The sequence below is a fragment of the Pseudomonas sp. Fl5BN2 genome (assembly GCF_009908205.1).
Lineage (GTDB): Bacteria > Pseudomonadota > Gammaproteobacteria > Pseudomonadales > Pseudomonadaceae > Aquipseudomonas.
In genome coordinates this window covers 1-20,463 of record NZ_JAAARL010000037.1, presented here as the reverse complement: position 1 = coordinate 20,463, position 20,463 = coordinate 1, and the positions used below count along the sequence as shown (strand labels likewise).

Here is a 20,463-nt window from a genome sequence, read left to right as displayed (position 1 = left end):
GGGGCCTTGTAGGAGCTGGCTTGCCAGCGATCAGGCAGGACGCGGTATCTCGCCAGTGCCGATCGCCGGCAAGCCGGCTCCTACAGGAAGTGGCTTAGAAATCCTTGCACAGGCGCAGTGCGTCATAGATCGCGGCATGGGTGTTGCGCTGGGACACGCAGTCGCCGATGCGGAACAACAGGTAGCCCTCCCCGGCCTCGCTCAGGCACGGCTGCGGCTTGATCGCGAACAACGCCTCGATGTCCATCTGGCCCTTGTTGCGCGAACCTTCCTTGAGCCCGTAATAGAGTTCCTCGTCAGGACGCACGCCGTTCTCCACCACCACCTGGTCCACCACCCGCTCTTCCCGGGCGCCGGTGTATTCGTTCTCCAGCACCGCCACCAGCTTGTCGCCTTCGCGGTAGACCTTCTCCAGGGTCAGGTCCCCGGTCATGATCACTTCCTTCGGATACAGGCTGCGGTAGTAGGTGGGGAACGACGTACCACCTACAGCGATGCCCGGCTTGATGTCGTCGGTGACGATCTCGACTTGCGAACCCTTGTCGGCGATAAAGTCGGCGACCGACATGCCGGGGAACTCACAGATGGTGTCGTAGACCAGCACGTTCTTGCCCGGCGCGACCTTGCCGTCGAGGATGTCCCAACTGCTGACCACCAAGCCTTCGGCGGCGCCCCAGTGTTCGTTCTGCTCGATGAACGGATGACCGCCCACCGCCAGCACCACCACGTCGGGGCGCAGATCGAGAATGGTCGCGGTGTCCGCTGCGGTGCCCAGGCGCAGGTCGACTTTCAGCCGCGCCAGCTCCAGCTGGTACCAGCGGGTGATACCGGCAATCTGGTCCCGTTGCGGGGCTTTGGAAGCCGTGGTGATCTGCCCGCCAATGGCTTCTTTTTTCTCGAACAGGGTCACCTCGTGGCCACGTTCGGCGGCTACGCGGGCGGCTTCCATGCCGGCAGGGCCGGCACCGACCACCACCACCTTGCGCTTGCTGCCGGTGGTTTTCTCGATGATGTGCGGCACCCCCATGTACTCACGGGAAGTGGCGGCGTTCTGGATGCACAGCACGTCCAGGCCCTGGTACTGGCGGTCGATGCAGTAGTTGGCGCCGACGCACTGCTTGATCTGGTCGATCTGGCCCATCTTGATCTTGGCGATCAGGTGCGGGTCGGCCATGTGCGCACGGGTCATGCCGACCATGTCGACGTAACCGCCTTCGAGAATCCGCGTGGCCTGGTTCGGGTCCTTGATGTTCTGCGCGTGCAGCACCGGGACCTTGACCACTTCCTTGATGCCCGCCGCCAGGTGCAGGAACGGCTCCGGCGGGAAGCTCATGTTGGGGATCACGTTGGCCAGGGTGTTGTGGGTGTCGCAACCCGAGCCCACCACACCGATGAAGTCCAGCATGCCGGTGTCGTCGTAGTACTTGGCGATCTGCTTCATGTCCTCGTGGGACAGGCCGTCCGGGTGAAATTCGTCGCCGCACAGGCGCATGCCCACGCAGAAATCGTCACCCACTTCGGCACGCACCGCCTTGAGCACTTCCAGGCCGAAACGCATGCGCTTCTCGAAGGTGCCGCCCCATTCGTCGGTGCGCTTGTTGACCCGCGGGCTCCAGAACTGGTCGATCATGTGCTGGTGCACCGCCGACAGTTCCACCCCGTCCAGGCCACCGGCCTTGGCCCGGCGCGCAGCCTGGGCGTAGTTGCCGATCACTCGCCAGATCTCTTCCGGCTCGATGGTCTTGCAGGTGGCGCGGTGCACTGGCTCGCGCACACCCGACGGCGACATCAGGGTCGGCCAGTTGAAACCGTCCCAGCGCGAGCGCCGGCCCATGTGGGTAATCTGGATCATGATCTTGGCGCCATGCTTGTGCATGGCGTCGGCCAGGTTCTGGAAGTGCGGGATGATGCGGTCGGTGGACAGGTTCACCGAGCTCCACCATTCCTGGGGGCTGTCGATGGCCACCACCGAGGAGCCGCCGCAGATCGCCAGGCCGATGCCGCCCTTGGCCTTTTCTTCGTAGTACTTCACATACCGTTCAGTCGTCATGCCGCCGTCGGTGGCGTAGACCTCGGCGTGCGCGGTACTGAGCACACGGTTGCGGATGGTCAGTTTGCCGATCTGGATCGGCTGGAACATCGCTTCGAAAGCCATTTTTCTTAACTCCGCTTACAACGGTTTGACGACGAACAGGCCATCGTCGTGGCCTTCTTCGGAACCACCGTAAACCTGCTCTGCCACGGTGCGGACCTTGCTGCCACGGGCGCCCAGGATCTGGTCCATGGCGCCGGCGAACCAGCCGGTGAACATGTAGTCGACCTTGCGCCCGACCTTGCCGTACACGTAGACGAACGCCGAGTGCTCGAGCTTGACGCTGGCGGTGCCTTTATCCAGGTCGATGTCCTGGATCTTGAACAGGCCCCAGCCACGCTGGGACAGGCGCTTCATGTAGTGTTCGAACACCGCCACGCCTTCCAGGCCGTGGCATTCGGCTTCCTTCTCGCACCAGTGCCAGGCGGACTTGTAGCCGGCCTTGTAGAGGATCTCGGCATAAGCCTCAGCGCCCAGTACTTCCTCGATGCCCATGTGGTTGTTGACGAAAAAGTGCCGTGGCACATAGAGCATCGGCAAGGCGTCGGAGGTCCAGACACCGGTTTCGCTGTCGACTTCGATAGGCAATTGCGGGGCGATCTTGGCCATGGAAACTTAACTCCGGAAAACACGTTGAGTGCCCCTGCGAGGACGGCAGGGGGTATCGGATAAGGTGTGATAAGCAGGCTTATTCGCCCCAGACATCCTTCAGGACATTGACCCAGTTCTCGCCCATGATCTTGCGCACCACACGCTCGGGGTGGCCGCGCTTGAGCAGGGTCTCGGTGAGGTTGGGGAACTCGCCGACGGTGCGGATCCCCAAAGGGTTGATGATCTTGCCGAAGCTGGTCAGGCGCCGGGCGTAGCCCTTGTCGTGGGTCAGGTATTCGAAGAAGTCCTGGCCATGACCCTGAGTGAAGTCGGTACCGATGCCGATGGAGTCCTCACCCACGATATTCATGGTGTATTCGATGGCTTCGGCGTAGTCGTCGATGGTCGAGTCGATGCCTTTGGCCAGGAACGGCGCGAACATGGTCACGCCGACGAAACCGCCGTGGTCGGCGATGAACTTCAGCTCGGCATCGGACTTGTTACGTGGGTGTTCCTTGAGGCCCGAAGGCAGGCAGTGGGAATAGCAGACCGGCTTCTTCGATTCGAGGATCACCTCTTCCGAGGTTTTTGAACCGACATGGGACAGGTCGCACATCACCCCGACGCGGTTCATCTCGGCGACGATCTCGCGACCGAACCCCGACAGGCCGCCATCGCGCTCGTAGCAGCCGGTGCCCACCAGATTCTGGGTGTTGTAGCACATCTGTACGATGCCTACGCCCAGCTGCTTGAAGACCTCGACATAGCCGATCTGGTCCTCGAAGGCGTGGGCATTCTGGAAGCCGAAGAGGATGCCGGTCTTGCCCACTTCCTTGGCCTTGCGAATGTCGGCGGTGGTCCGCACCGGCATCACCAGGTCGCTGTTTTCACGGATCAGTTTCTGGCTGGTGGCAATGTTGTTGACCGTGGCCTGAAACCCTTCCCACACCGACACGGTGCAGTTGGCAGCGGTCAGGCCGCCCTTGCGCATGTCCTCGAACAGCTCGCGGTTCCACTTGGCAATGATCAGCCCGTCGATAACGATGCTGTCGGCGTGTAATTCGGCTGGGCTCATCAGGCTGTCCCCTTATTGGCGATTCATGCGCCGAATCGTCTGCCGGCGCTTTGGGGCCAGCATATGCCTGAGGGCCAGGGCGCCTCGGTGCAAAAACGACAGGGGGTTTGCCGAAAGCGTCAAGCGACGACAAAGGGCCCGATGAAGGGCAACCGGGGCCTCTGTTCAGAACCCGAGGCTTACGCCAGAATTCGCCGCTTTACTGGATGCTTCACTGGATTGAGGGCGGCGCCGCAATGAAACCGATCTTCCTGGCCTTGCTACTGCTGACGGCTGGCGTACAAGCCGCCGAACAGGCCGACAGCTCCCCCTGCGATGCGGTCGAGAACGACGTGCAGACCCTGGAGTGTGCAACCTTCAACAAGACCACCGCCGAACAGTTGCTGAGCGACAACGTGCAGAGCCTGCTGGAGCGCCTGGGCACTCTGTATGGCAACGACAAGGCGCAGTTGAGTGACATCACCGCCAAGGTCAAGAACGCCCAGCAGTTGTGGCAGAAGCAACGTGACGCCGACTGCGCGGTGGAGTCCTTCCCGGCCAAGCCCGGCAGCAAGGCCTACACCATCGCCACCCATGATTGCCTGGCACGGATGAGCGACGAACGGTCGGAGTTCATCGAGTCGATTGCCCAGCAATAACCCAGCTCTTGCAGGAGCGGTTTTGTCTGCGAAGACGCTCTCACGTCTTCGCCAACAATCCCACGCCTACAGAGCCAGGTCAGGCACCGCCACGGAAACAGGAAACGCCCCAGGCGGTGAGCTTGAACGGCAGGTGGTAATGCTGGTGCGGATCATCCAGGCCAAAGCGGTACACCAGCACATCGAGAAAGGGCACCTGCACCGTAGCCTGCCCCTGCTCTCGATAGAATGCCGCCACTTCCAGCTCTACCTCGTAGACGTCCTGGCTGAAGCTCGCCAGCAACCCGCTCAACTCGGTCAGCAAGCCATTGCCGGCGATGCGTCCTGCACAGAGCACCTCCCCGCCCAGACGACGTACCTGCACCCGCATGCCTTCGGCCACTTTGCCACTGGCTACGTCCACCACGTGGATGGAAATCCCCCCGCTCACTGCCAGAACCCCACATGGGCCTTGGCCGCCTCCTCTTCGAGCATCGGGCCGAAAACCGGGATCTGCCGTTGACCACGAGCGAACACTTCGCGGCACGGCAGGGAAAAGGTCGGGTTCTCCGGGTGATCACCGGTCAGGCCCAGCAAGGCATGTTCCGATAGCGCATAGACCACCCGGCCAATGCCGGTCCAGTAGATCGCTCCGGAACACATGCAGCAGGGTTCGGCACTGGTGTAGAGGGTGCATTGGCCCAGGGCCTCGGGGCTGAGGACCTGGGCCGCCATGGCCGCCGCAGAAAGCTCGGCATGCTGGGTGGGATCGCCTTCCGGAGGCATCGAGTTGTTGCCGGCGCTGGCGATGATCTGGCCATCACGGTCGGCCACCAGTGCGGCGAACGGGTGGCGGCCCCGGGCCTTGGCCGCTTCGGCCAGTTCGATGCTCTGGCGCAGCAGTTGCAAGTCCAGTTCGGTGACACCGGCAGGTACAAGGGAAGTGAAACGGGTCATGTCGACCTCCTTATGGGTTTGCACAACAATCCCGCCCCCGATCAGGGCCGCAGATAAAAGTTTTCAGTCGTTGAGTTCCGCGGCAGCCGCAAGCGGGCCCCGGGCTTGGGGGTTGAGCAGAACATTGAGCACGATGGCGGTGATCGCGCCGAGGAAGATGCCGCTTTCGAGCACCAGCTTCAGCGCCCCGCCGGCATGCTCGAACAATGCCGGATAGGACATCGGCAAGACCCCGACACTCACCGACACCGCGACGATGATGCCGTTGCGGGTGCCTTCGAAAGTCACCCGCGACAGCTCCTGGATCCCGGCCACGGTGGTCATGCCGAACATGACGATGGCGCAGCCGCCGAGCACCGGTGTCGGCACCGCGGCAATCAACGCCCCGAGCTTGGGAAACAAGCCCATGAGCACCATGATCGCCCCCGCAGCCGCCACCACGAAGCGGCTGCGTACGTTGGAAAGTGCAATCAGCCCGGTGTTCTGGGTGAAGGCGTTGTAGGGAAAACTGTTGAACAGGCCGCCGAGCATGGTGGACAGGCCGTCGGCGCGAAACGCATCGCCCAGGGTGCACTGGGTGGTGGGTTTACCGGTGAGCTTGCCGATCGCCAGGCAGTTGCCGGTGGTCTCGGCCATGATCACCAGCATCGCCAGGGTCATCACCAGGATCGGCATCAACGAGAACTGCGGCGCACCGAAGGCCATCGGCGGGCTCAGCTCAAACCAGGCAGCACTGCCCACCTGGGCAAAGTGGGTCATGCCGAAGGCCGCGGCGATCAGGCTGCCGACGAACAGGCCGATGAGCACGCTGAGGTTGCCGATGAAACCGGAGAACTTGGCGTAGATCACCAGGGTCACCGTCACCGTGGCCAGCCCCAGCAACAGGTTGGCCGGAGCGCCGAAATTTTCTGCCGAGGGATTCCCGCCTCCCAGCCAGATCGCTGCGGCGGGCATCAGCGAGATGCCGATGATGGTGATCAGGCTGCCGATCACCACCGGTGGAAAGAAACGCAACAGGCGACTGAACACCGGCGCCAGGGCGATGGTGATGGCCCCGGCGGCGATCACCGCGCCAAACACTTCAGTCAGGCCGAACTCTTTGCCGATCATGATCATCGGCGCCAGGGCAATGAACGAGCAGCCCTGGATCATCGGCAAGCGAGCGCCGAAGCGCCAGAAACCCAGGGTCTGGATCAGAGTGGCAATACCGGAGGTCAGCAGGTTGGCGTTGATCAACATCACCACCTGGGCCGAGGTCAGCCCCAAGGCACTGCCGAGGATCAACGGCACCGCCACCGCGCCGGCGTACATCACCAGCACGTGCTGCAGGCCAAAGGTGAAGAGTTGCCGCAAGGGCAGGATTTCGTCCACCGGGTGAACGCGCTTATGGCTCATGTCGTGTGTCTCCTGAAGGCGCAGCTTTTGTTGTTGTTCTGGCAGGTATCGGGGGATCAGCCCCAAGGCAGGAAGTACGGACGCTGGAGCGGATAATCTGTGCTTGAATACGATGAAACAAATGAGCAGCCATCGTTTTTAGCGATGGATAAATCCGCCGCCCAGGGATGACGAACCGATGCGCTTTTCACTGGATCAACTGCAGATGTTCGTACAAGCGGCGCAAAGCGGCTCGTTCTCGGCGGCCGCACGCAAGCTGGGCAAGACCCAATCCACGGTCAGCGTGGCCATCGGCAACCTGGAAACCGACCTCGGGGTGGAGTTGTTCGACCGCTCGGCGCGTACTCCGGTGCTGACCGCCGCCGGGCAGAAGATGCTGCTGCAGGCCGAAGCAGTGATGGAGCGCTGCCTGACCTTGCAGGCCCATGCCGAGTGCCTGTCAGAAGTTGTCGAGCCGCGCCTGTCGTTGGTCATCGAGACGCCCTACGGCCCACTGGTGCCGGTGTTGCGCGAGTTCGAACAGGCCTTTCCCTACGTCGACCTGATAATCCGCCACCCGTTTTCGGGGGACGCCAGCGAGCTGGTGGCCCGGGGCGAGGCGGTGCTGGGGATCGCCTTTTCCCAGCCGGGCTATCCCCAGGAACTGGAGTTCCGCCAACTGGGCAAGCTGATCATGTTGCACGTGTGTCATCCGGACCATCCACTGGCCCGCCTGGACACTGTGACCTTCGACGACCTGCATGTGCACCGGCGCCTGGCCTTCAGCGCCCACGCGGAAAAACTGCCCAGCAGCGAGTACCTGCGGGCCACGCAGTTGTGGCAGGCGGAAAACTACCTGGCGCTGCTGGAGATGGTCCGCGCGGGCCTGGGCTGGGCAACCCTGCCCAGGCAACTGATCCAGCGCGAACTGGCCAGCGGCGAACTGGTGGAACTGCAACTGGATGCCTACCCGCACACCGACTGGCTGGTGGGCGTGGACCTGCTCTGGGCGCGGCAGCGGGTGATGGGCAAGGCCGAACGCTGGCTCAAGGAACGCCTGCTGCAGCACAAGGTGCATGAAGTGGACCGACGCGGGCAATCCACCACCTGGTAGCCGTATTCAGGCAACAAAGGGATAAGGTTTTTGCGTTGGCGGCGGGAAAAATATAAGCAAGGATTGGAGTTCCTTATAAAAGACTTATACAGCCAGCCATGAACGAGATCCTCTGAAGTAGAAAAGCGGTCAAGCAACGGCTGCGATTGCACAGCGAACACCAGATCCAGGTTCGCGACGCGATCTCCCTGCTGGCCGACATGCCCGCCAGGGGCAACGTCAAAGCCCTGTCCGGCCACACCTATGCCTAGCCTGCGGGTTGGCCAGTACCGCGTGCTGTTCGACTGGGACGGCGTTATCCACATCGCCAGTGTTCAAGAGGTCAAGAAACGTGATGAACGCACCTACTGACATCCAGATCATCCATGGCCCGGACGGCAAGCCGGCGTTCGTGGTGATTCCCTACGCGCAGTACCTTGCGCAGCAGAAGGCGCCTGACCTGATCCCCCATGCCGTGGTCAGCCGCATCGTCGATGGGGCCACCCCTATCCGCGCCTGGCGCGAGCACCTGCACCTGACCCAGGACGAAGTCGCCCGGCGCCTGGGAGTTTCCCAGCCGGCCTTCGCCCAGCAGGAAAGCGTGGCCAAACCGCGCAAGGCCACTCGGGAAAAGATCGCCGCCGCCTTTGGTATTCGCGCCGACCAACTGGAGCTGTAAGCTGCGCTTCATTCACTGATTGAAAAGGCCTGCACATGAGCATCTGCGGTATCGAAATCAAAGGCAGCGAAGCCATCTTCGCCATCGCCACCCTGGAAGACGGCACGCCCCAGCACCGGGCTATCACCACCAAGAAAATCGCCCTTGAAGAGGACGACGAGGCCGCCAACGTCAAGGCCTTTGCCGCTCAGGTCGGCGCTTTTGTCCAGGCCAACGGCATCCAGCGCATCGCAATCAAGAAGCGCAGCAAGAAAGGTGAATTTGCCGGCGGACCGACCACCTTCAAGATCGAAGGTGTATTGCAGTTGCTGGAGCATTGCGAGGTGACCTTGCTGTCGCCGCAAACCATCAATGCGCAGAACAAGAAGCACAACTTCGCCCTGCCGGCGACGCTGAACAAGTATCAGCATGAGGCGTTCAAAGCAGCGTGCTCGGCGCTGATGAAGAAGTAAGCCGACCCACGCGCGGCAAGCACTCAATCCTCGGTAGATGAAACAAGCCCGGGAGTGCCTCTGGGGCAACTGTCAGGAGTTGTTTCGGTCGAGCGAATTATTGATAATGGTTTTCATTAACCTTACTAGTTCCTTCGATCATGCCCTCAGCCAATGCCGTCATGGACTCCGCGCCAGCCAGCTTCGAGTTGCGCCAACAGGTGTTGAGCCAGTTGTTTGGCGAGCATCATGGCTGGCTGCTGGACCGTTTGCGGGCGCGCCTGGGTTGCCGGCACAACGCCGCCGACCTGGCCGCCGAAACCTTTGTCCAGGTGGTTGCCCTGCCCTCCCCGCAGGGCATTCGCGAACCCCGTGCGCTGTTGACCACGATCGCCAAGCGCTTGATGTACGACGGTTGGCGCCGGCGTGATCTGGAACAAGCCTACCTTCAGGCCCTGGCGCAACAACCCGTGCCCCTGGAACCTTCGCCGGAAGAACGGGCATTGGTGATGGAGAGCCTGCTGGCCATCGACGCCTTGCTCGACGGCTTGTCGCCACGAGCACGCACGGCCTTTCTGTGCAGCCAACTGGACGGCATGAAGTACGCCGACATCGCCGCGTTGCTCGGCGTCTCGACGATCCGAGTCCGACAGTACGTCGCCAAGGGCCTGAAGCTTTGCTGCCAGGAACTGCTGAGCGAATGAACATCGAACGCCAGCGCCTCGAACAGGCCATCGAGTGGACCGCCAACCTGCGCGACACCTCATCCGATGATCAGGAATGGCAGGCATTCGAAGCCTGGCTGGAAGCTGACCCGGCCAATCGACAGGCCTGGGACACAGTCCAGCATCACTTGCAGCGGACCCTGGCGCCCCTGGCCGATCGCTCCAGCCTCCCGGCACGTCATGCTCTGCAGGCGGCGCACCCCGGGCGTCGACAGGTTTTGCGGGGAGCCTTGCTACTGGCCGGTGCCGGCGTGGGTGCCACCTTGCTGAGCCAGCCGGGCCTGCCCCTGGCGCAACTCGGTGCGGACCTGCGCAGCGGCACTGGCCAGCGCCTGCAGCGCAGGCTGGCAGACGGCAGCCAGTTGACCCTCGATGCGCAAAGCGCAGTGGACATCGACTTCAGCGGCAACGAACGCCGCATCACCTTGCGTGCCGGCAAGCTGCTGGTACAGGTCAGTCACGATCCGCGCCCGCTGACGGTGCACACCCCATTCGGCAGCGTGCGCGCCCTGGGCACGCGCTTCATGGTGGCTCAGCAGCCCGCGGCCAGCCATGTCTGGGTGCTGGAATCGAGCGTGCGCGTCGACACCCTGAGCGGCAGCCAGCGCGTGCTGCAAACCGGCCAGGGCGCGCGTTTCGCCCATGCGATCGAACGGCTCGCCGCCAACCGCCAAGGCGAAAGCTCCTGGGCCGACGGCTGGCTGAATGTCGAGGACTGGCCCCTGGGTGACGTGATCAATGCCCTGCGGCCCTATCGCCAGGGCATTCTGCGGCTCAGCCCACAAGCCGCCGAACTGCGGGTTTCCGCGTTGATTTCACTAGATGACAGCAACCGGGCGTTGCAGGCGCTGGAGCAGACCCTGCCACTGCGCGTGACTCGCTACCTGGATTGGTGGACCCGCATCGAGCTGCGCTGAATTTATTTTCGCGGCCCTGTATCGCTTTTCCGACTTCATCGCACATAGCCCATGAACCGCTCGCAAATGCGGCCTTGCCAAGACCACTGGAGCCCCTCATGCCCCGTCGCTCGTGCTTTGAACTCACGCCTTTGTGCCTCGCTCTGCTACTCGGTTCGCTGCCCGTCGCGGCCCAGGCCGCGCCAGGCAACGCCAACCAGGCGCCCCGGACATTCAACCTGCCCGCCGCCAGCCTCGCGACCACGCTCAGCGGTATTGCCCGTCAGGGCGGACGCGAGATCATCTACGTACCGAGCCTGGTCAAAGGCCTGACAGCCCCCGAGATCCATGGCGAGCTGAGCACCGAGCAGGCCCTGCAGCGGGCTTTGGCGGGCACCGGCCTGGTAGCCCGGGTCACGCCACAAGGCACCCTGACCCTGGAACAACTGCCCGCCGATGTGCTGAACCTCGACACCACCACCATCAATGGCCGGTCCCAGGGCAGCAACACCAGCCAGCCCGTGGGTTATCTCGCCAGCCACAGCAATACCGCCACCAAGACCGACACCGCGATCCATGAGGTCCCGCAGTCGATCTCCGTGGTCACCCGCGAGCAACTCGACACGCAGAACGTGCAGAACCTCAGCGAAGCGCTGCGCTACACCGCCGGCGTCAACTCCGAGCCGTTCGGTGCCGACAACCGCAACGACTACATCTATATCCGAGGTTTCGATCAATCCAACGACGGCCTGTTTCTCGACGGCCTGAACCTGCTCAACCGCAACTACGCCATGTGGCGTGTCGACCCCTACAGCCTGGAACAGGTCGACGTGATCCGCGGCCCAAGTTCGGTGCTGTTCGGCCAGAGTTCGCCCGGCGGCCTGGTCAACCAGGTGAGCAAGCGTCCGGCTGCGGACATGCGCCAGGAAGTGAAACTGCAATACGGCAGCTACGATCGCAAGATCGCGGCCATCGACGTCGGCGGCAAGCTGGATGAGCAAGGCCAGTGGCTGGGTCGCCTGACCGCACAGGTCAAGGACGGCTCCACGCAGATCGACCACGTCGACGAAAGCAGCTGGTTCATTGCCCCGTCCCTGACCTGGAACATCGACGACGACACCTCCCTGACGCTCCTGGCGCAGACCCAGCGTGAGCGCTACGGCTCGGTGTTCCAGTACCTGCCGTATTACGGCACGGTAAAAAGCAACCCGCTGGGGCGTTACCAGGGCAGCCTGTTTGCCGGCGAGCCGGACTTCGATCATTTCAACCGCGATCAGGACAGCGTCGGCTATCAGTTCGAACATCGATTCGACGACACCTGGAGCGCACGCCAGAATTTCCGCTATCGGCACCTCAAGCTCGACTACGAAACCGTCTACGGCCTGGGCTACTCGGCCTACCCTTATCCATCGAAACCCTCGGACTACGCTGAAGGCTTTCGCGGTGCGCTGACCTCGGCCACCACCCTCACCGGCTGGGCGCTGGACAACCAGGTGCAGGCCGACTTCAACACCGGCGCCATCGAACACAAAGTCCTGCTGGGCGGCGACCTGCAATACACCACCTATGACATCTTCAACCAGGGCAGCCCGAACGGTGATCCGAATGCCTTCAACTACTTCACCCCGAATTACGGCTGGGTGCCGAGCGACCTGCAAACCACCAACGAGGTGGTCAGCAAGGTGCGTCAGCTAGGGGCTTATGTTCAGGACCAGATGAAATACGAGCACTGGGCATTCACCCTGGGTGGCCGGGTCGACTGGGCACGGATCAATCAGAACAATGATGGCGGCAGTGGCGTCTACGCAGCCGGCAATCCGGCGGGCAACAGCCAGCGCAGTGATCGCAAGCCAACCTGGCGCGCGGGCGTGGTGTACCTGGCCGACAACGGCCTGGCGCCCTACTACAGCTACTCCGAATCCTTCGTGCCGACCGTCGCCCTGACCAGCAAGATCATGCAGCCGTCCACCGGTAAGCAGCATGAGGTCGGCCTCAAGTACCAGCCACCCGGCAGCAACAGTTCAGTGACCCTGTCGGCGTTCGACCTGCGCAAGCAGAACGTTCCCACCACCGACCCGAACGACCCGAGCGGCGTCAACCAGATCCAGATCGGCGAGGTACGCTCGCGGGGCATCGAACTGGAAGGCATCGCCGGCCTCAGCGAAGAACTGAACCTGATCGCCAACTTCGCTTACACCCGGGTCAAGGTCACCAGGGATACCAACTTTGAAGGCAACCGGCCCTTCAACGTGCCGGAACACACCGCCTCCCTCTGGGCCGACTACAGCTTCAAGAGCGGTGAATTGAAAGGACTGGGGTTCGGCGCCGGTGCGCGTTATGTCGGTTCCAGCTTCGGCGATGACGCCAACACCCTGCGGGTTCCCGGCTACACCTTGTTCGATGCGATGGCCCGCTATGACCTGGAAAGCTGGCGCCTGCAACTCAACGGCAGCAACCTGCTCAACAACAGCTACGCCACCTGCCAGAACGGCGAGTTCCGCTGCAACTATGGCAACCCACGGGCACTGACCGCGACGGTCGCCTACAGCTGGTAAGGCGCCAAGCCCCTCGATGGACCGGTGTCACCACTGGCCCATCGAGAGATTGCAACTTGCGCTTGCCCCACATCCCTCCTCTGCTGGAGGCACCTGCCTTGACCCCGCTAGCGGGTCACGGGCAAGGTCCTGCCGACCTGTTGTCCGCCCGTGATCGGAGCCTGCGAACCGCTACCGACCAGCGCTATTCAGCGGCTTTACGCCGGTAGTGCTGGAGCCAGTCGGCGAACGAGTTGTCTTCCAGGGCATAGGCGCCACGGCTGGATTTCCACACCAACTCCTTTTCCCGCAAGGCGTCGATACAGGCCTGGATGGTCTGGGTGCCGGGCGTCGAATGGCTGCCGGAGGCCTTCAGCGCTTCGCCGACCGCCGCCAGGGTGTCATCGGTAAAGGGCGCGAAGGGCAGGTTGTTGTTGGAGCGCGCCACCATCACTTCCAGCACCGCCCGCTGCGCTGCGGTCAAACCATTCCAGGCGCTTTCGAACTCGCTCCAGACCCCGGCCCGAAGAATCTCGGCGCTGCTGCGCAGCAGTTCGTTGAGCTGGCTCGCCTCACCCAACTCCAGGGCCACCTGGCCGATGATGCTGCGGAGCATTTCCGGGCGCCGGCCAACCCATTCGAACGCCTGGTCGAGGTCGTCGGCGTCGAACTGGTTGGTGGACGCCAGGTGGGCGTTCAGATGGGCGGTATAGGCCTTGGTGAAATCGCGTCCCAGCAGCGGGAAAGGCGTGATGCTCGAACCGAAAAAAGGTTGGTTGCGGTTCAACACCAGGTGCGCCAGCTTGTCGCGATTGGACCCGGTGAACACCAGGCGCAGGCCGTGGGTGTCCATGTCGCGCCCCTGGTTGAGCTGGTCCCGGGCGGCCTTGAGGGCAAACATGGCATTCAACCCGGCCTCGGAACTCAAGGCATGCTGGGCTTCGTCGATCACCAGCACCACGGTCTTGCCGGCCGCGCTGTGCAGCAACTCCAGGGCTTGGGTCAGGGTCGCGCCTTCGGGCAACTGGGACTTGCTGAAATCCCAGGACAAGGTGCGCAGGAAGCTGAGCTTCTCCACCCCCAGGGATTTTGCCAGTTTGCGAATGCCCTTCTCGAAGGGCACCAGGGCACCGGCGATGGCACCGGCGATCAACTCGGCAGGGTCTTTTTCGCGACTGGCCCACAGGTCGACATACACCGCCAGCCAACCGCGACGCTGGCACTCGGGCAGCAGGTCTTCGCGCAGAAAGGTACTTTTACCCGTGCGCCGTGGCGCCGCCAGGAACAGCCCCGAGCTGTAGTCCTGAATCCCCGAGCCCACCAGGCCATCGGCAATATTGAGCGCCAGTGCAGGACGACGAAACACGAAGCCGGTGTTTTTCGACATGGTTTTATACTCAATTATTGCCAGGACTATAATTTATAGCGGCGAGTATAATTGACTGTAAAACCCTGTCAAACCAGCTCCCGGCCGCCTCCCAGAAGGCGCCGGTCTTGCCGTGGGCAGTGCACGAATCGTGCTCGATAGCTGCGGGTGAAGTAGGACGGCGACTCGAATCCACAGGCAATGCTCACCTCCAGCACGCTCATGTCGGTCTGGCGCAGCAACTGTCGGGCCTTCTCCAGGCGCAGCCCCAGGTAGAAGTTGCTCGGCGTGTCATTGAGGTGCAGACGGAACAACCGCTCCAGTTGGCGCCGAGTGACCTTGATCGATTCGGCCAGGGCCAGGGTGCTCAGGGGTGGCTCGCTGTGCTGCTCCATCTCGCCGATCACCTGCACCAGCTTCTTGTTGCTGATGCCATAGCGACTGGCGACTTCCATGCGCTGGTGGTCCTTGCGCGGACGGATGCGCCCCAGCACAAACTGCTCGCTGACCTGGATCGCCAGCTCCGGGCCGTGGGCCTGGGCGATCAGGTCGAGCATCATGTCGATGGACGCTGTGCCGCCGGCACAGGTAATGCGCCGCCGATCGATCTCGAACAGCTCCTGGGTCACGCCCAGCTGTGGATAAGACTCCTTGAAGGCGTCGATGGCTTCCCAGTGCAGGGTCACCCGGTGCCCCTCCAGCAAACCGGTCTCGGCCAGCAGCACACTGCCGGTATCAATCGCGCCCAACGTCACGCCCTCATGGTCCAGCCGGCGCAACCAGTGCTCCAGGGCCGGAGTGAGGAGTTTCAACGGTTCGAAGCCGGCGACCACCCACAGGGTCGCGCCCTTCTTCAACGGCTCCAGAGCCGCATCGACATTGACCGACATGCCATTACTGGCCAGTACCGGACCGCCGTCGGCACTCAGCACGTGCCAGCGGTACAGCTCACCGCGAAAGCGATTGGCCACTCGCAGCGGCTCGATAGCGGAAATGAAGCCGATGGCCGAGAACCCCGGCATCAGCAGAAAGTAGAAATCCTGGGACATGGAACGCACTCGCATGACGGCCAGCGTGGGGCCTTTGATACGCCAAATGCCCGGTCCTCACAAGGGTCGGGGTCGCTGCAGTGCAAGAGTCGGTCGCCGCTGTGCGTTTGCCTGGCGCGATGCCTGCGTACCTTGGCATCACCGACGCACAAAGACGCCGGGACCGACAATAACGACCTGCCGAGGAACCCCCATGAAACGACTGATCAGCAGCTGTGTTCTTGCACTCAGCGGTATCGTCTTGCTCACCCCCGCAGCCATGGCCGCCGACGCCGCCAGTTGCCAGAACGTGCGTCTGGGCGTGGTCAACTGGACCGATGTGATCGCCACCAGTGCCATGGCCCAAGTACTGCTCGACGGCCTCGGCTACAAGACCAAGCAGACCAGCGCCTCGCAGCAGATCATTTTCGCCGGCATCCGTGATCAGCGCCTGGACCTGTTCCTCGGCTACTGGAATCCGTTGATGACCCAGACCATCACCCCGTTCATCAATGCCAAGCAGGTCAAGGTGCTGGCCGAGCCGAGCCTCAAGGACGCCCGAGCGACCCTCGCCGTGCCGACCTACCTGGCCGACAAGGGCCTGAAAACCTTTGCCGACATCGCCAAGTTCGAGAAAGAGCTGGGCGGCAAGATCTACGGCATCGAACCCGGTTCGGGCGCCAATACCCAGATCAAGGCGATGATCGCCAAGAACCAGTTCGGCCTGGGCAAATTCCAGCTGGTGGAATCCAGTGAAGCCGGCATGCTCGCCGCGGTGGATCGCGCCGTGCGCCGCAAGGAGGCCGTGGTGTTCTTCGGCTGGGCGCCGCACCCGATGAACGTCAACGTACAGATGAGCTACCTCACCGGCAGCGATGACGCCCTGGGGCCGAATGAAGGCATGGCCACGGTGTGGACCGTCACCGCTCCGAACTATGCCGAACAGTGCCCGAATGTGAGCCGGCTGCTGAGCAACATGACCTTCAGCGCCGAGGACGAGAGCCGCATGATGCAACCGCTGCTCGACCACAAGGACGCCCTGGAGTCCGCCAGGCAATGGCTTGCCGACCATCCGCAAGACCAGGAGCGCTGGCTCGAAGGGGTGACTACCTTCGACGGCAAGCCCGCCGCTGAACACCTGAAACTGACCAGCAAATAACCACCTCGAACGCATCTGCGCAGCGCCAACCGGCTGCGCAGTGGCTCACCACGCCTGTAAGGAACCCGCACCATGAACCACGACGTCATCATCACCTGCGCACTCACCGGTGCTGGCGACACGACCGCCAGGAGCCCCCACGTGCCGGTCACTCCGAAACAGATTGCCGCCGCCGCGGTGGAAGCCGCCAAAGCCGGGGCCACCGTGGTCCATTGCCATGTGCGCGACCCACAGACCGGCAAGTTCAGCCGCGACGTGGCGCTGTACCGAGAGGTGATGGAGCGCATCCGCGAGGCGGACGTCGACATCATCGTCAACCTCACCGCCGGGATGGGCGGCGACCTGGAGATCGGTGGCGGCGAAAACCCCATGGAGTTCGGTCCCAACACCGACCTGGTGGGCCCGCTGACCCGCCTGGCCCACGTCGAGGAGCTGCTGCCGGAGATCTGCACCCTGGACTGCGGCACCCTGAACTTCGGTGATGGCGACACCATTTACGTGTCCACCCCGGCCCAGTTACGCGCCGGCGCCAAACGCATCCAGGAACTGGGAGTGAAAGCCGAGCTGGAAATCTTCGACACCGGCCACCTGTGGTTCGCCAAACAGATGATCAAGGAAGGCCTGCTGGACAACCCGCTGTTCCAGCTGTGCCTGGGCATTCCCTGGGGCGCCCCGGCCGATACCACCACCATGAAGGCCATGGTCGACAACCTGCCGGATGGTGCGGTCTGGGCCGGTTTCGGTATCGGTCGCATGCAGATGCCGATGGCCGCGCAAGCGGTGCTGCTAGGGGGCAACGTGCGAGTCGGCCTGGAAGACAACCTGTGGCTGGATCGCGGCGTGCTCGCCACCAATGGGCAACTGGTGGAACGAGCCACGGAGATCCTCAGCCGCCTGGGGGCCCGGGTTCTGACCCCGGCCGAGGGCCGCCAGAAAATGGGCCTGAAGCAACGCGGCTAAGCCGAACCCACCCTCCCCGTAGGAGCCGGCTTGCCGGCGAAGAGGCCCGCAAGGCCGCCAACCGCTTCGCTGGCAAGCCCGCTTCTACAGACTCTTTTTCCAGGAAGACGCGATGACTTTTATCACCAACATCAAAACCTTCGCCGCTCTGGGCAGCGGCGTGATCGGCAGCGGCTGGGTAGCCCGTGCCCTGGCCCACGGCCTGGACGTAGTGGCCTGGGACCCGGCCCCCGGCGCCGAAGTGGCCCTGCGCAAACGTGTCGCCAACGCCTGGGGCGCCCTGGAGCAACAAGGGCTGGCCCCCGGCGCCTCGCAACAGCGCCTGCGCTTTGTCAGCACCATCGAAGAATGCGTGAAGGATGCCGACTTCATCCAGGAAAGCGCTCCGGAACGCCTGGAACTGAAGCTTGAACTGCACAGCAAGATCAGCGCCGCGGCCAAGCCCGATGCCCTGATCGGCTCCAGCACTTCGGGCCTGCTGCCCAGCGAATTCTACGAAGGCTCGACTCACCCGGAACGCTGCGTGGTTGGTCATCCGTTCAACCCGGTGTACCTGTTGCCCCTGGTGGAAGTGGTGGGCGGCAAGCGCACTGCGCCACAAGCGGTGCAGGCTGCGATCAAGGTCTATGAATCCCTGGGCATGCGGCCACTGCACGTGCGCAAGGAAGTCCCGGGGTTCATCGCCGACCGACTGCTCGAAGCCCTGTGGCGCGAAGCCCTGCATCTGGTGAATGACGGCGTGGCGACCACCGGGGAAATCGACGATGCGATCCGCTTCGGCGCCGGTTTGCGCTGGTCGTTCATGGGCACCTTCCTCACCTATACGCTGGCGGGGGGCGACGCCGGCATGCGCCACTTCATGGCCCAGTTCGGCCCGGCGCTGCAACTGCCCTGGACCTACCTGCCAGCACCGGAGCTGACCGACAAGCTGATCGATGATGTAGTCGAAGGCACCGCCGAGCAACTGGGCAGCCACAGCATTGCGGCCCTGGAGCGCTATCGTGATGACTGCCTGCTGGCGGTGCTAGAGGCGGTGCAAACCACCAAGGCCAAGCACGGCATGCACTTTCACGACTAACCCCAATCACTGTAGGAGCTGGCTTGCCAGCGAACAGGCGAACAGGCGGCCAAGCCCTGCCGCGCCCTGAAGGACGCCTTCGCCGGCAAGCCGGCTCCTACATACATCTGGTGAGCCTATGCCTGCCCTGACCACCTACAGCACCCGCATCATCAACGACTGGGTCGACTACAACGGCCATCTGCGCGATGCCTTCTACCTGCTGATCTTCAGCTATGCCACTGATGCACTGATGGACCGACTGGGCCTGGACAGCGACAACCGCGAGGCCAGCGGTCACTCGCTGTTCACCCTGGAGTTGCACCTCAATTACCTGCACGAGGTGAAGCTCGACACCGAGGTCGAAGTGCACACCCAGATCATCGGCCATGACCACAAACGGCTGCACCTGTATCACCGCCTGCACAAGATCGGCGACCCGCAGGAGCTGGCCGGCAATGAACAGATGCTGCTCCACGTCGACCTGGCCGGCCCTCGCTCGGCGCCGTTCAGCGAACCGGTGCTGCAACGCCTGCAGGCCATCGCGGCCACGCAGACAGACCTGCCACGTCCGACGTACCTCGGCCGAGTCATTGGCCTGCCAGCGGAAAAATAACCACCCGCCCGAAAAAGGAGACCACCGTGAACACCGCCGCCTTTGCCGACTATCGCCGTTACCCGTTGATCAGCGCGTTGACCGCCGCCCAGGTACTGCCGGACCGGGTTCAGGTGCACTGGGCTGATGCTCGCCTCAGCCCCTTTCATCATCAGTGGCTGCGGGACAACTGCCCCTGCGCGGAATGCGTCTACAGCGTGACCCGTGAACAAGTGCTGGAAATCGTCGACGTAGCCGAGGACATCGACTGCCACGAGGCGCGTATCGATGATCACGGCTGCCTGAGCCTCACCTGGTCGGACGGCCACCGCAGCCGCTTCGATCCCGGCTGGCTGCGGGCCCACGCCTATGACCAGCAGTCCCGCGAGGAGCGCCGCGCCAACAAGGCGCAAAGTCGGCTGTGGGACAGCAACCTGCAACTACCGGTATTCGACTATCAGGCACTGATGGACGATCCCACGGTACTCCTGGCGTGGCTGCGAGCCCTGCGCGACACCGGACTGACCCAGGTCCGCGGCGCGCCTACCGAGCCCGGCTCCCTGGCCCTGATCGCCCGGCGCATCTCGTTCATCCGTGAAAGCAATTTCGGCGTGCTGTTCAACGTGCAATCCAAGGCCGATGCCGACAGCAATGCCTACACCGCCTTCAACCTGCCCTTGCATAGCGACCTGCCCACCCGCGAGCTGCAACCGGGATTGCAGTTTCTACACTGCCTGGTGAATGACGCGGTGGGCGGCGAAAGCATTTTCGTCGACGGCTTTGCCATTGCCGATGCCCTGCGCCGGGAGAATCCAGAGGCGTTTCGCGCGTTGTGCGAGATCCCCGTGGAATTTCGCAACAAGGACCGCCACAGCGACTATCGCTGCCTGGCGCCGATCATCGCCCTGGACGCCCAGGGCCAGGTTGCAGAAATCCGCATGGCCAACTTCCTGCGCGGCCCGTTCGACACCTCGGTGGAACAGATGCCCGTGCTGTATCGCGCCTACCGGCGCTTTATCGCCATGACCCGTGAGGCCAGGTTCCAGGTGATTCGCCGCCTGGATCCAGGCCAGCTCTGGTGCTTCGACAACCGCCGCACCCTGCACGCGCGCAACGCCTTCGATCCGGCCAGCGGCGCCCGGCATTTCCAGGGTTGCTACATCGACCGTGACGAACTGCTCTCCAGAATCCTCGTGCTGGAACGCTGATCCTCACCCCACCCTGTCTCTTATAC

General features: G+C 63.0%; 20 protein-coding genes and 1 pseudogene. 13 read left to right on the top strand and 8 right to left on the bottom strand.

What is annotated here, in order from left to right:
• Positions 1 to 94 precede the first annotated feature (94 nt).
• The 3 genes from dgcA to GV819_RS31325 all read right to left on the bottom strand — a co-directional run bounded on the left by dgcA (position 95) and on the right by GV819_RS31325 (position 3,758).
• Positions 95 to 2,155, bottom strand: coding sequence for a dimethylglycine demethylation protein DgcA (gene dgcA, locus GV819_RS31335; RefSeq protein ID WP_161759901.1), 2,061 nt, complete (start codon positions 2,153 to 2,155; stop codon positions 95 to 97).
• A 15-nt stretch (positions 2,156 to 2,170) separates the two neighbouring features.
• A complete protein-coding gene (locus tag GV819_RS31330; RefSeq protein WP_161759900.1) occupies positions 2,171 to 2,701 on the bottom strand; it encodes a 4-vinyl reductase in 531 nt (176 codons plus the stop codon).
• A gap of 79 nt (positions 2,702 to 2,780) precedes the next feature.
• The gene (locus tag GV819_RS31325; protein WP_161759899.1) at positions 2,781 to 3,758 is read right to left on the bottom strand and encodes a dipeptidase; all 978 of its coding nucleotides are present in this window, start codon (positions 3,756 to 3,758) and stop codon (positions 2,781 to 2,783) included.
• Positions 3,759 to 3,994: 236 nt separating this feature from the next.
• Here GV819_RS31325 and GV819_RS31320 point away from each other — a divergent pair, with 236 nt between their 5' ends.
• Positions 3,995 to 4,396 carry a lysozyme inhibitor LprI family protein gene (locus tag GV819_RS31320; RefSeq protein WP_161759898.1) on the top strand — a complete coding sequence of 134 codons (402 nt, stop codon included), beginning with the start codon at positions 3,995 to 3,997 and terminating at the stop codon, positions 4,394 to 4,396.
• A 79-nt stretch (positions 4,397 to 4,475) separates the two neighbouring features.
• On the opposite strand, the gene GV819_RS31315 is transcribed toward GV819_RS31320, so the two are convergent.
• The 3 genes from GV819_RS31315 to GV819_RS31305 all read right to left on the bottom strand — a co-directional run bounded on the left by GV819_RS31315 (position 4,476) and on the right by GV819_RS31305 (position 6,727).
• Positions 4,476 to 4,826 (bottom strand): hydroxyisourate hydrolase, encoded by a 351-nt coding sequence (locus GV819_RS31315; RefSeq protein ID WP_161759897.1) that lies wholly within the window; start codon positions 4,824 to 4,826, stop codon positions 4,476 to 4,478.
• Positions 4,823 to 5,332 carry a nucleoside deaminase gene (locus tag GV819_RS31310; RefSeq protein ID WP_161759896.1) on the bottom strand — a complete coding sequence of 170 codons (510 nt, stop codon included), beginning with the start codon at positions 5,330 to 5,332 and terminating at the stop codon, positions 4,823 to 4,825. Before GV819_RS31310 ends, GV819_RS31315 begins: the two co-directional genes overlap by 4 nt.
• Positions 5,333 to 5,395: 63 nt before the next feature.
• Positions 5,396 to 6,727, bottom strand: a complete 1,332-nt coding sequence (locus GV819_RS31305) for a nucleobase:cation symporter-2 family protein (RefSeq protein ID WP_161759895.1) — start codon at positions 6,725 to 6,727, stop codon at positions 5,396 to 5,398.
• 178 nt (positions 6,728 to 6,905) lie between these two features.
• Between GV819_RS31305 and GV819_RS31300 the strand changes: the two genes are divergently transcribed.
• The 7 genes and pseudogenes from GV819_RS31300 to GV819_RS31270 all read left to right on the top strand — a co-directional run bounded on the left by GV819_RS31300 (position 6,906) and on the right by GV819_RS31270 (position 13,085).
• Positions 6,906 to 7,820, top strand: a complete 915-nt coding sequence (locus GV819_RS31300) for a LysR family transcriptional regulator (protein ID WP_161759894.1) — start codon at positions 6,906 to 6,908, stop codon at positions 7,818 to 7,820.
• Positions 7,821 to 7,960: 140 nt separating this feature from the next.
• Positions 7,961 to 8,171: pseudogene (locus tag GV819_RS31295) on the top strand (type II toxin-antitoxin system RelE family toxin).
• Positions 8,155 to 8,478 (top strand): helix-turn-helix domain-containing protein, encoded by a 324-nt coding sequence (locus GV819_RS31290; protein ID WP_161759893.1) that lies wholly within the window; start codon positions 8,155 to 8,157, stop codon positions 8,476 to 8,478. The pseudogene GV819_RS31295 and the gene GV819_RS31290 overlap by 17 nt, the downstream one beginning before the upstream one ends.
• Positions 8,479 to 8,513: 35 nt before the next feature.
• Entirely contained in the window at positions 8,514 to 8,930 is a 417-nt protein-coding gene (locus GV819_RS31285) for a DUF3010 family protein (RefSeq protein WP_161759892.1), read from the top strand.
• A gap of 140 nt (positions 8,931 to 9,070) precedes the next feature.
• Positions 9,071 to 9,613 carry a sigma-70 family RNA polymerase sigma factor gene (locus GV819_RS31280; protein ID WP_161759891.1) on the top strand — a complete coding sequence of 181 codons (543 nt, stop codon included), beginning with the start codon at positions 9,071 to 9,073 and terminating at the stop codon, positions 9,611 to 9,613.
• Complete coding sequence (locus tag GV819_RS31275) at positions 9,610 to 10,551, top strand: FecR domain-containing protein (RefSeq protein ID WP_161759890.1); 942 nt, start codon at positions 9,610 to 9,612, stop codon at positions 10,549 to 10,551. Before GV819_RS31280 ends, GV819_RS31275 begins: the two co-directional genes overlap by 4 nt.
• 98 nt (positions 10,552 to 10,649) lie before the next feature.
• Positions 10,650 to 13,085, top strand: a complete 2,436-nt coding sequence (locus GV819_RS31270) for a TonB-dependent siderophore receptor (RefSeq protein WP_161759889.1) — start codon at positions 10,650 to 10,652, stop codon at positions 13,083 to 13,085.
• A 184-nt stretch (positions 13,086 to 13,269) separates the two neighbouring features.
• On the opposite strand, the gene GV819_RS31265 is transcribed toward GV819_RS31270, so the two are convergent.
• Both GV819_RS31265 and GV819_RS31260 read right to left on the bottom strand, forming a co-directional pair.
• Positions 13,270 to 14,451: an AAA family ATPase gene (locus GV819_RS31265; RefSeq protein WP_161759888.1), complete on the bottom strand. Its 1,182-nt coding sequence runs from the start codon at positions 14,449 to 14,451 to the stop codon at positions 13,270 to 13,272.
• Positions 14,452 to 14,519: 68 nt separating this feature from the next.
• Positions 14,520 to 15,479 carry a GlxA family transcriptional regulator gene (locus GV819_RS31260; RefSeq protein ID WP_161759887.1) on the bottom strand — a complete coding sequence of 320 codons (960 nt, stop codon included), beginning with the start codon at positions 15,477 to 15,479 and terminating at the stop codon, positions 14,520 to 14,522.
• A 193-nt stretch (positions 15,480 to 15,672) separates the two neighbouring features.
• On the opposite strand from GV819_RS31260, the gene choX reads away from it, so the two are divergent.
• The 5 genes from choX (at position 15,673) to GV819_RS31235 (ending at position 20,437) form a co-directional block, all read left to right on the top strand.
• Positions 15,673 to 16,617: a choline ABC transporter substrate-binding protein gene (gene choX, locus GV819_RS31255; protein WP_161759886.1), complete on the top strand. Its 945-nt coding sequence runs from the start codon at positions 15,673 to 15,675 to the stop codon at positions 16,615 to 16,617.
• Between the two features lie 72 nt (positions 16,618 to 16,689).
• The gene (locus GV819_RS31250; protein ID WP_161759885.1) at positions 16,690 to 17,577 is read left to right on the top strand and encodes a 3-keto-5-aminohexanoate cleavage protein; all 888 of its coding nucleotides are present in this window, start codon (positions 16,690 to 16,692) and stop codon (positions 17,575 to 17,577) included.
• Between the two features lie 112 nt (positions 17,578 to 17,689).
• Positions 17,690 to 18,655 carry an L-carnitine dehydrogenase gene (locus tag GV819_RS31245; protein WP_161759884.1) on the top strand — a complete coding sequence of 322 codons (966 nt, stop codon included), beginning with the start codon at positions 17,690 to 17,692 and terminating at the stop codon, positions 18,653 to 18,655.
• 118 nt (positions 18,656 to 18,773) lie between these two features.
• Complete coding sequence (locus GV819_RS31240; RefSeq protein WP_161759883.1) at positions 18,774 to 19,250, top strand: thioesterase family protein; 477 nt, start codon at positions 18,774 to 18,776, stop codon at positions 19,248 to 19,250.
• Between the two features lie 26 nt (positions 19,251 to 19,276).
• Positions 19,277 to 20,437, top strand: a complete 1,161-nt coding sequence (locus tag GV819_RS31235) for a gamma-butyrobetaine dioxygenase (RefSeq protein ID WP_161759882.1) — start codon at positions 19,277 to 19,279, stop codon at positions 20,435 to 20,437.
• Positions 20,438 to 20,463: the final 26 nt, after the last annotated feature.

Bases quoted from the DNA above. Each gene is read 5' to 3' on its own strand.
- dgcA (WP_161759901.1), bottom strand. From the start codon at position 2,155: ATGGCTTTCGAAGCGATGTTCCAGCCGATCCAGATCGGCAAACTGACC.
- GV819_RS31330 (WP_161759900.1), bottom strand. From the start codon at position 2,701: ATGGCCAAGATCGCCCCGCAATTGCCTATCGAAGTCGACAGCGAAACC.
- GV819_RS31325 (WP_161759899.1), bottom strand. From the start codon at position 3,758: ATGAGCCCAGCCGAATTACACGCCGACAGCATCGTTATCGACGGGCTG.
- GV819_RS31320 (WP_161759898.1), top strand. From the start codon at position 3,995: ATGAAACCGATCTTCCTGGCCTTGCTACTGCTGACGGCTGGCGTACAA.
- GV819_RS31310 (WP_161759896.1), bottom strand. From the start codon at position 5,332: ATGACCCGTTTCACTTCCCTTGTACCTGCCGGTGTCACCGAACTGGAC.
- GV819_RS31305 (WP_161759895.1), bottom strand. From the start codon at position 6,727: ATGAGCCATAAGCGCGTTCACCCGGTGGACGAAATCCTGCCCTTGCGG.
- GV819_RS31300 (WP_161759894.1), top strand. From the start codon at position 6,906: ATGCGCTTTTCACTGGATCAACTGCAGATGTTCGTACAAGCGGCGCAA.
- GV819_RS31290 (WP_161759893.1), top strand. From the start codon at position 8,155: ATGAACGCACCTACTGACATCCAGATCATCCATGGCCCGGACGGCAAG.
- GV819_RS31285 (WP_161759892.1), top strand. From the start codon at position 8,514: ATGAGCATCTGCGGTATCGAAATCAAAGGCAGCGAAGCCATCTTCGCC.
- GV819_RS31280 (WP_161759891.1), top strand. From the start codon at position 9,071: ATGCCCTCAGCCAATGCCGTCATGGACTCCGCGCCAGCCAGCTTCGAG.
- GV819_RS31275 (WP_161759890.1), top strand. From the start codon at position 9,610: ATGAACATCGAACGCCAGCGCCTCGAACAGGCCATCGAGTGGACCGCC.
- GV819_RS31270 (WP_161759889.1), top strand. From the start codon at position 10,650: ATGCCCCGTCGCTCGTGCTTTGAACTCACGCCTTTGTGCCTCGCTCTG.
- GV819_RS31265 (WP_161759888.1), bottom strand. From the start codon at position 14,451: ATGTCGAAAAACACCGGCTTCGTGTTTCGTCGTCCTGCACTGGCGCTC.
- GV819_RS31260 (WP_161759887.1), bottom strand. From the start codon at position 15,479: ATGTCCCAGGATTTCTACTTTCTGCTGATGCCGGGGTTCTCGGCCATC.
- choX (WP_161759886.1), top strand. From the start codon at position 15,673: ATGAAACGACTGATCAGCAGCTGTGTTCTTGCACTCAGCGGTATCGTC.
- GV819_RS31250 (WP_161759885.1), top strand. From the start codon at position 16,690: ATGAACCACGACGTCATCATCACCTGCGCACTCACCGGTGCTGGCGAC.
- GV819_RS31245 (WP_161759884.1), top strand. From the start codon at position 17,690: ATGACTTTTATCACCAACATCAAAACCTTCGCCGCTCTGGGCAGCGGC.
- GV819_RS31240 (WP_161759883.1), top strand. From the start codon at position 18,774: ATGCCTGCCCTGACCACCTACAGCACCCGCATCATCAACGACTGGGTC.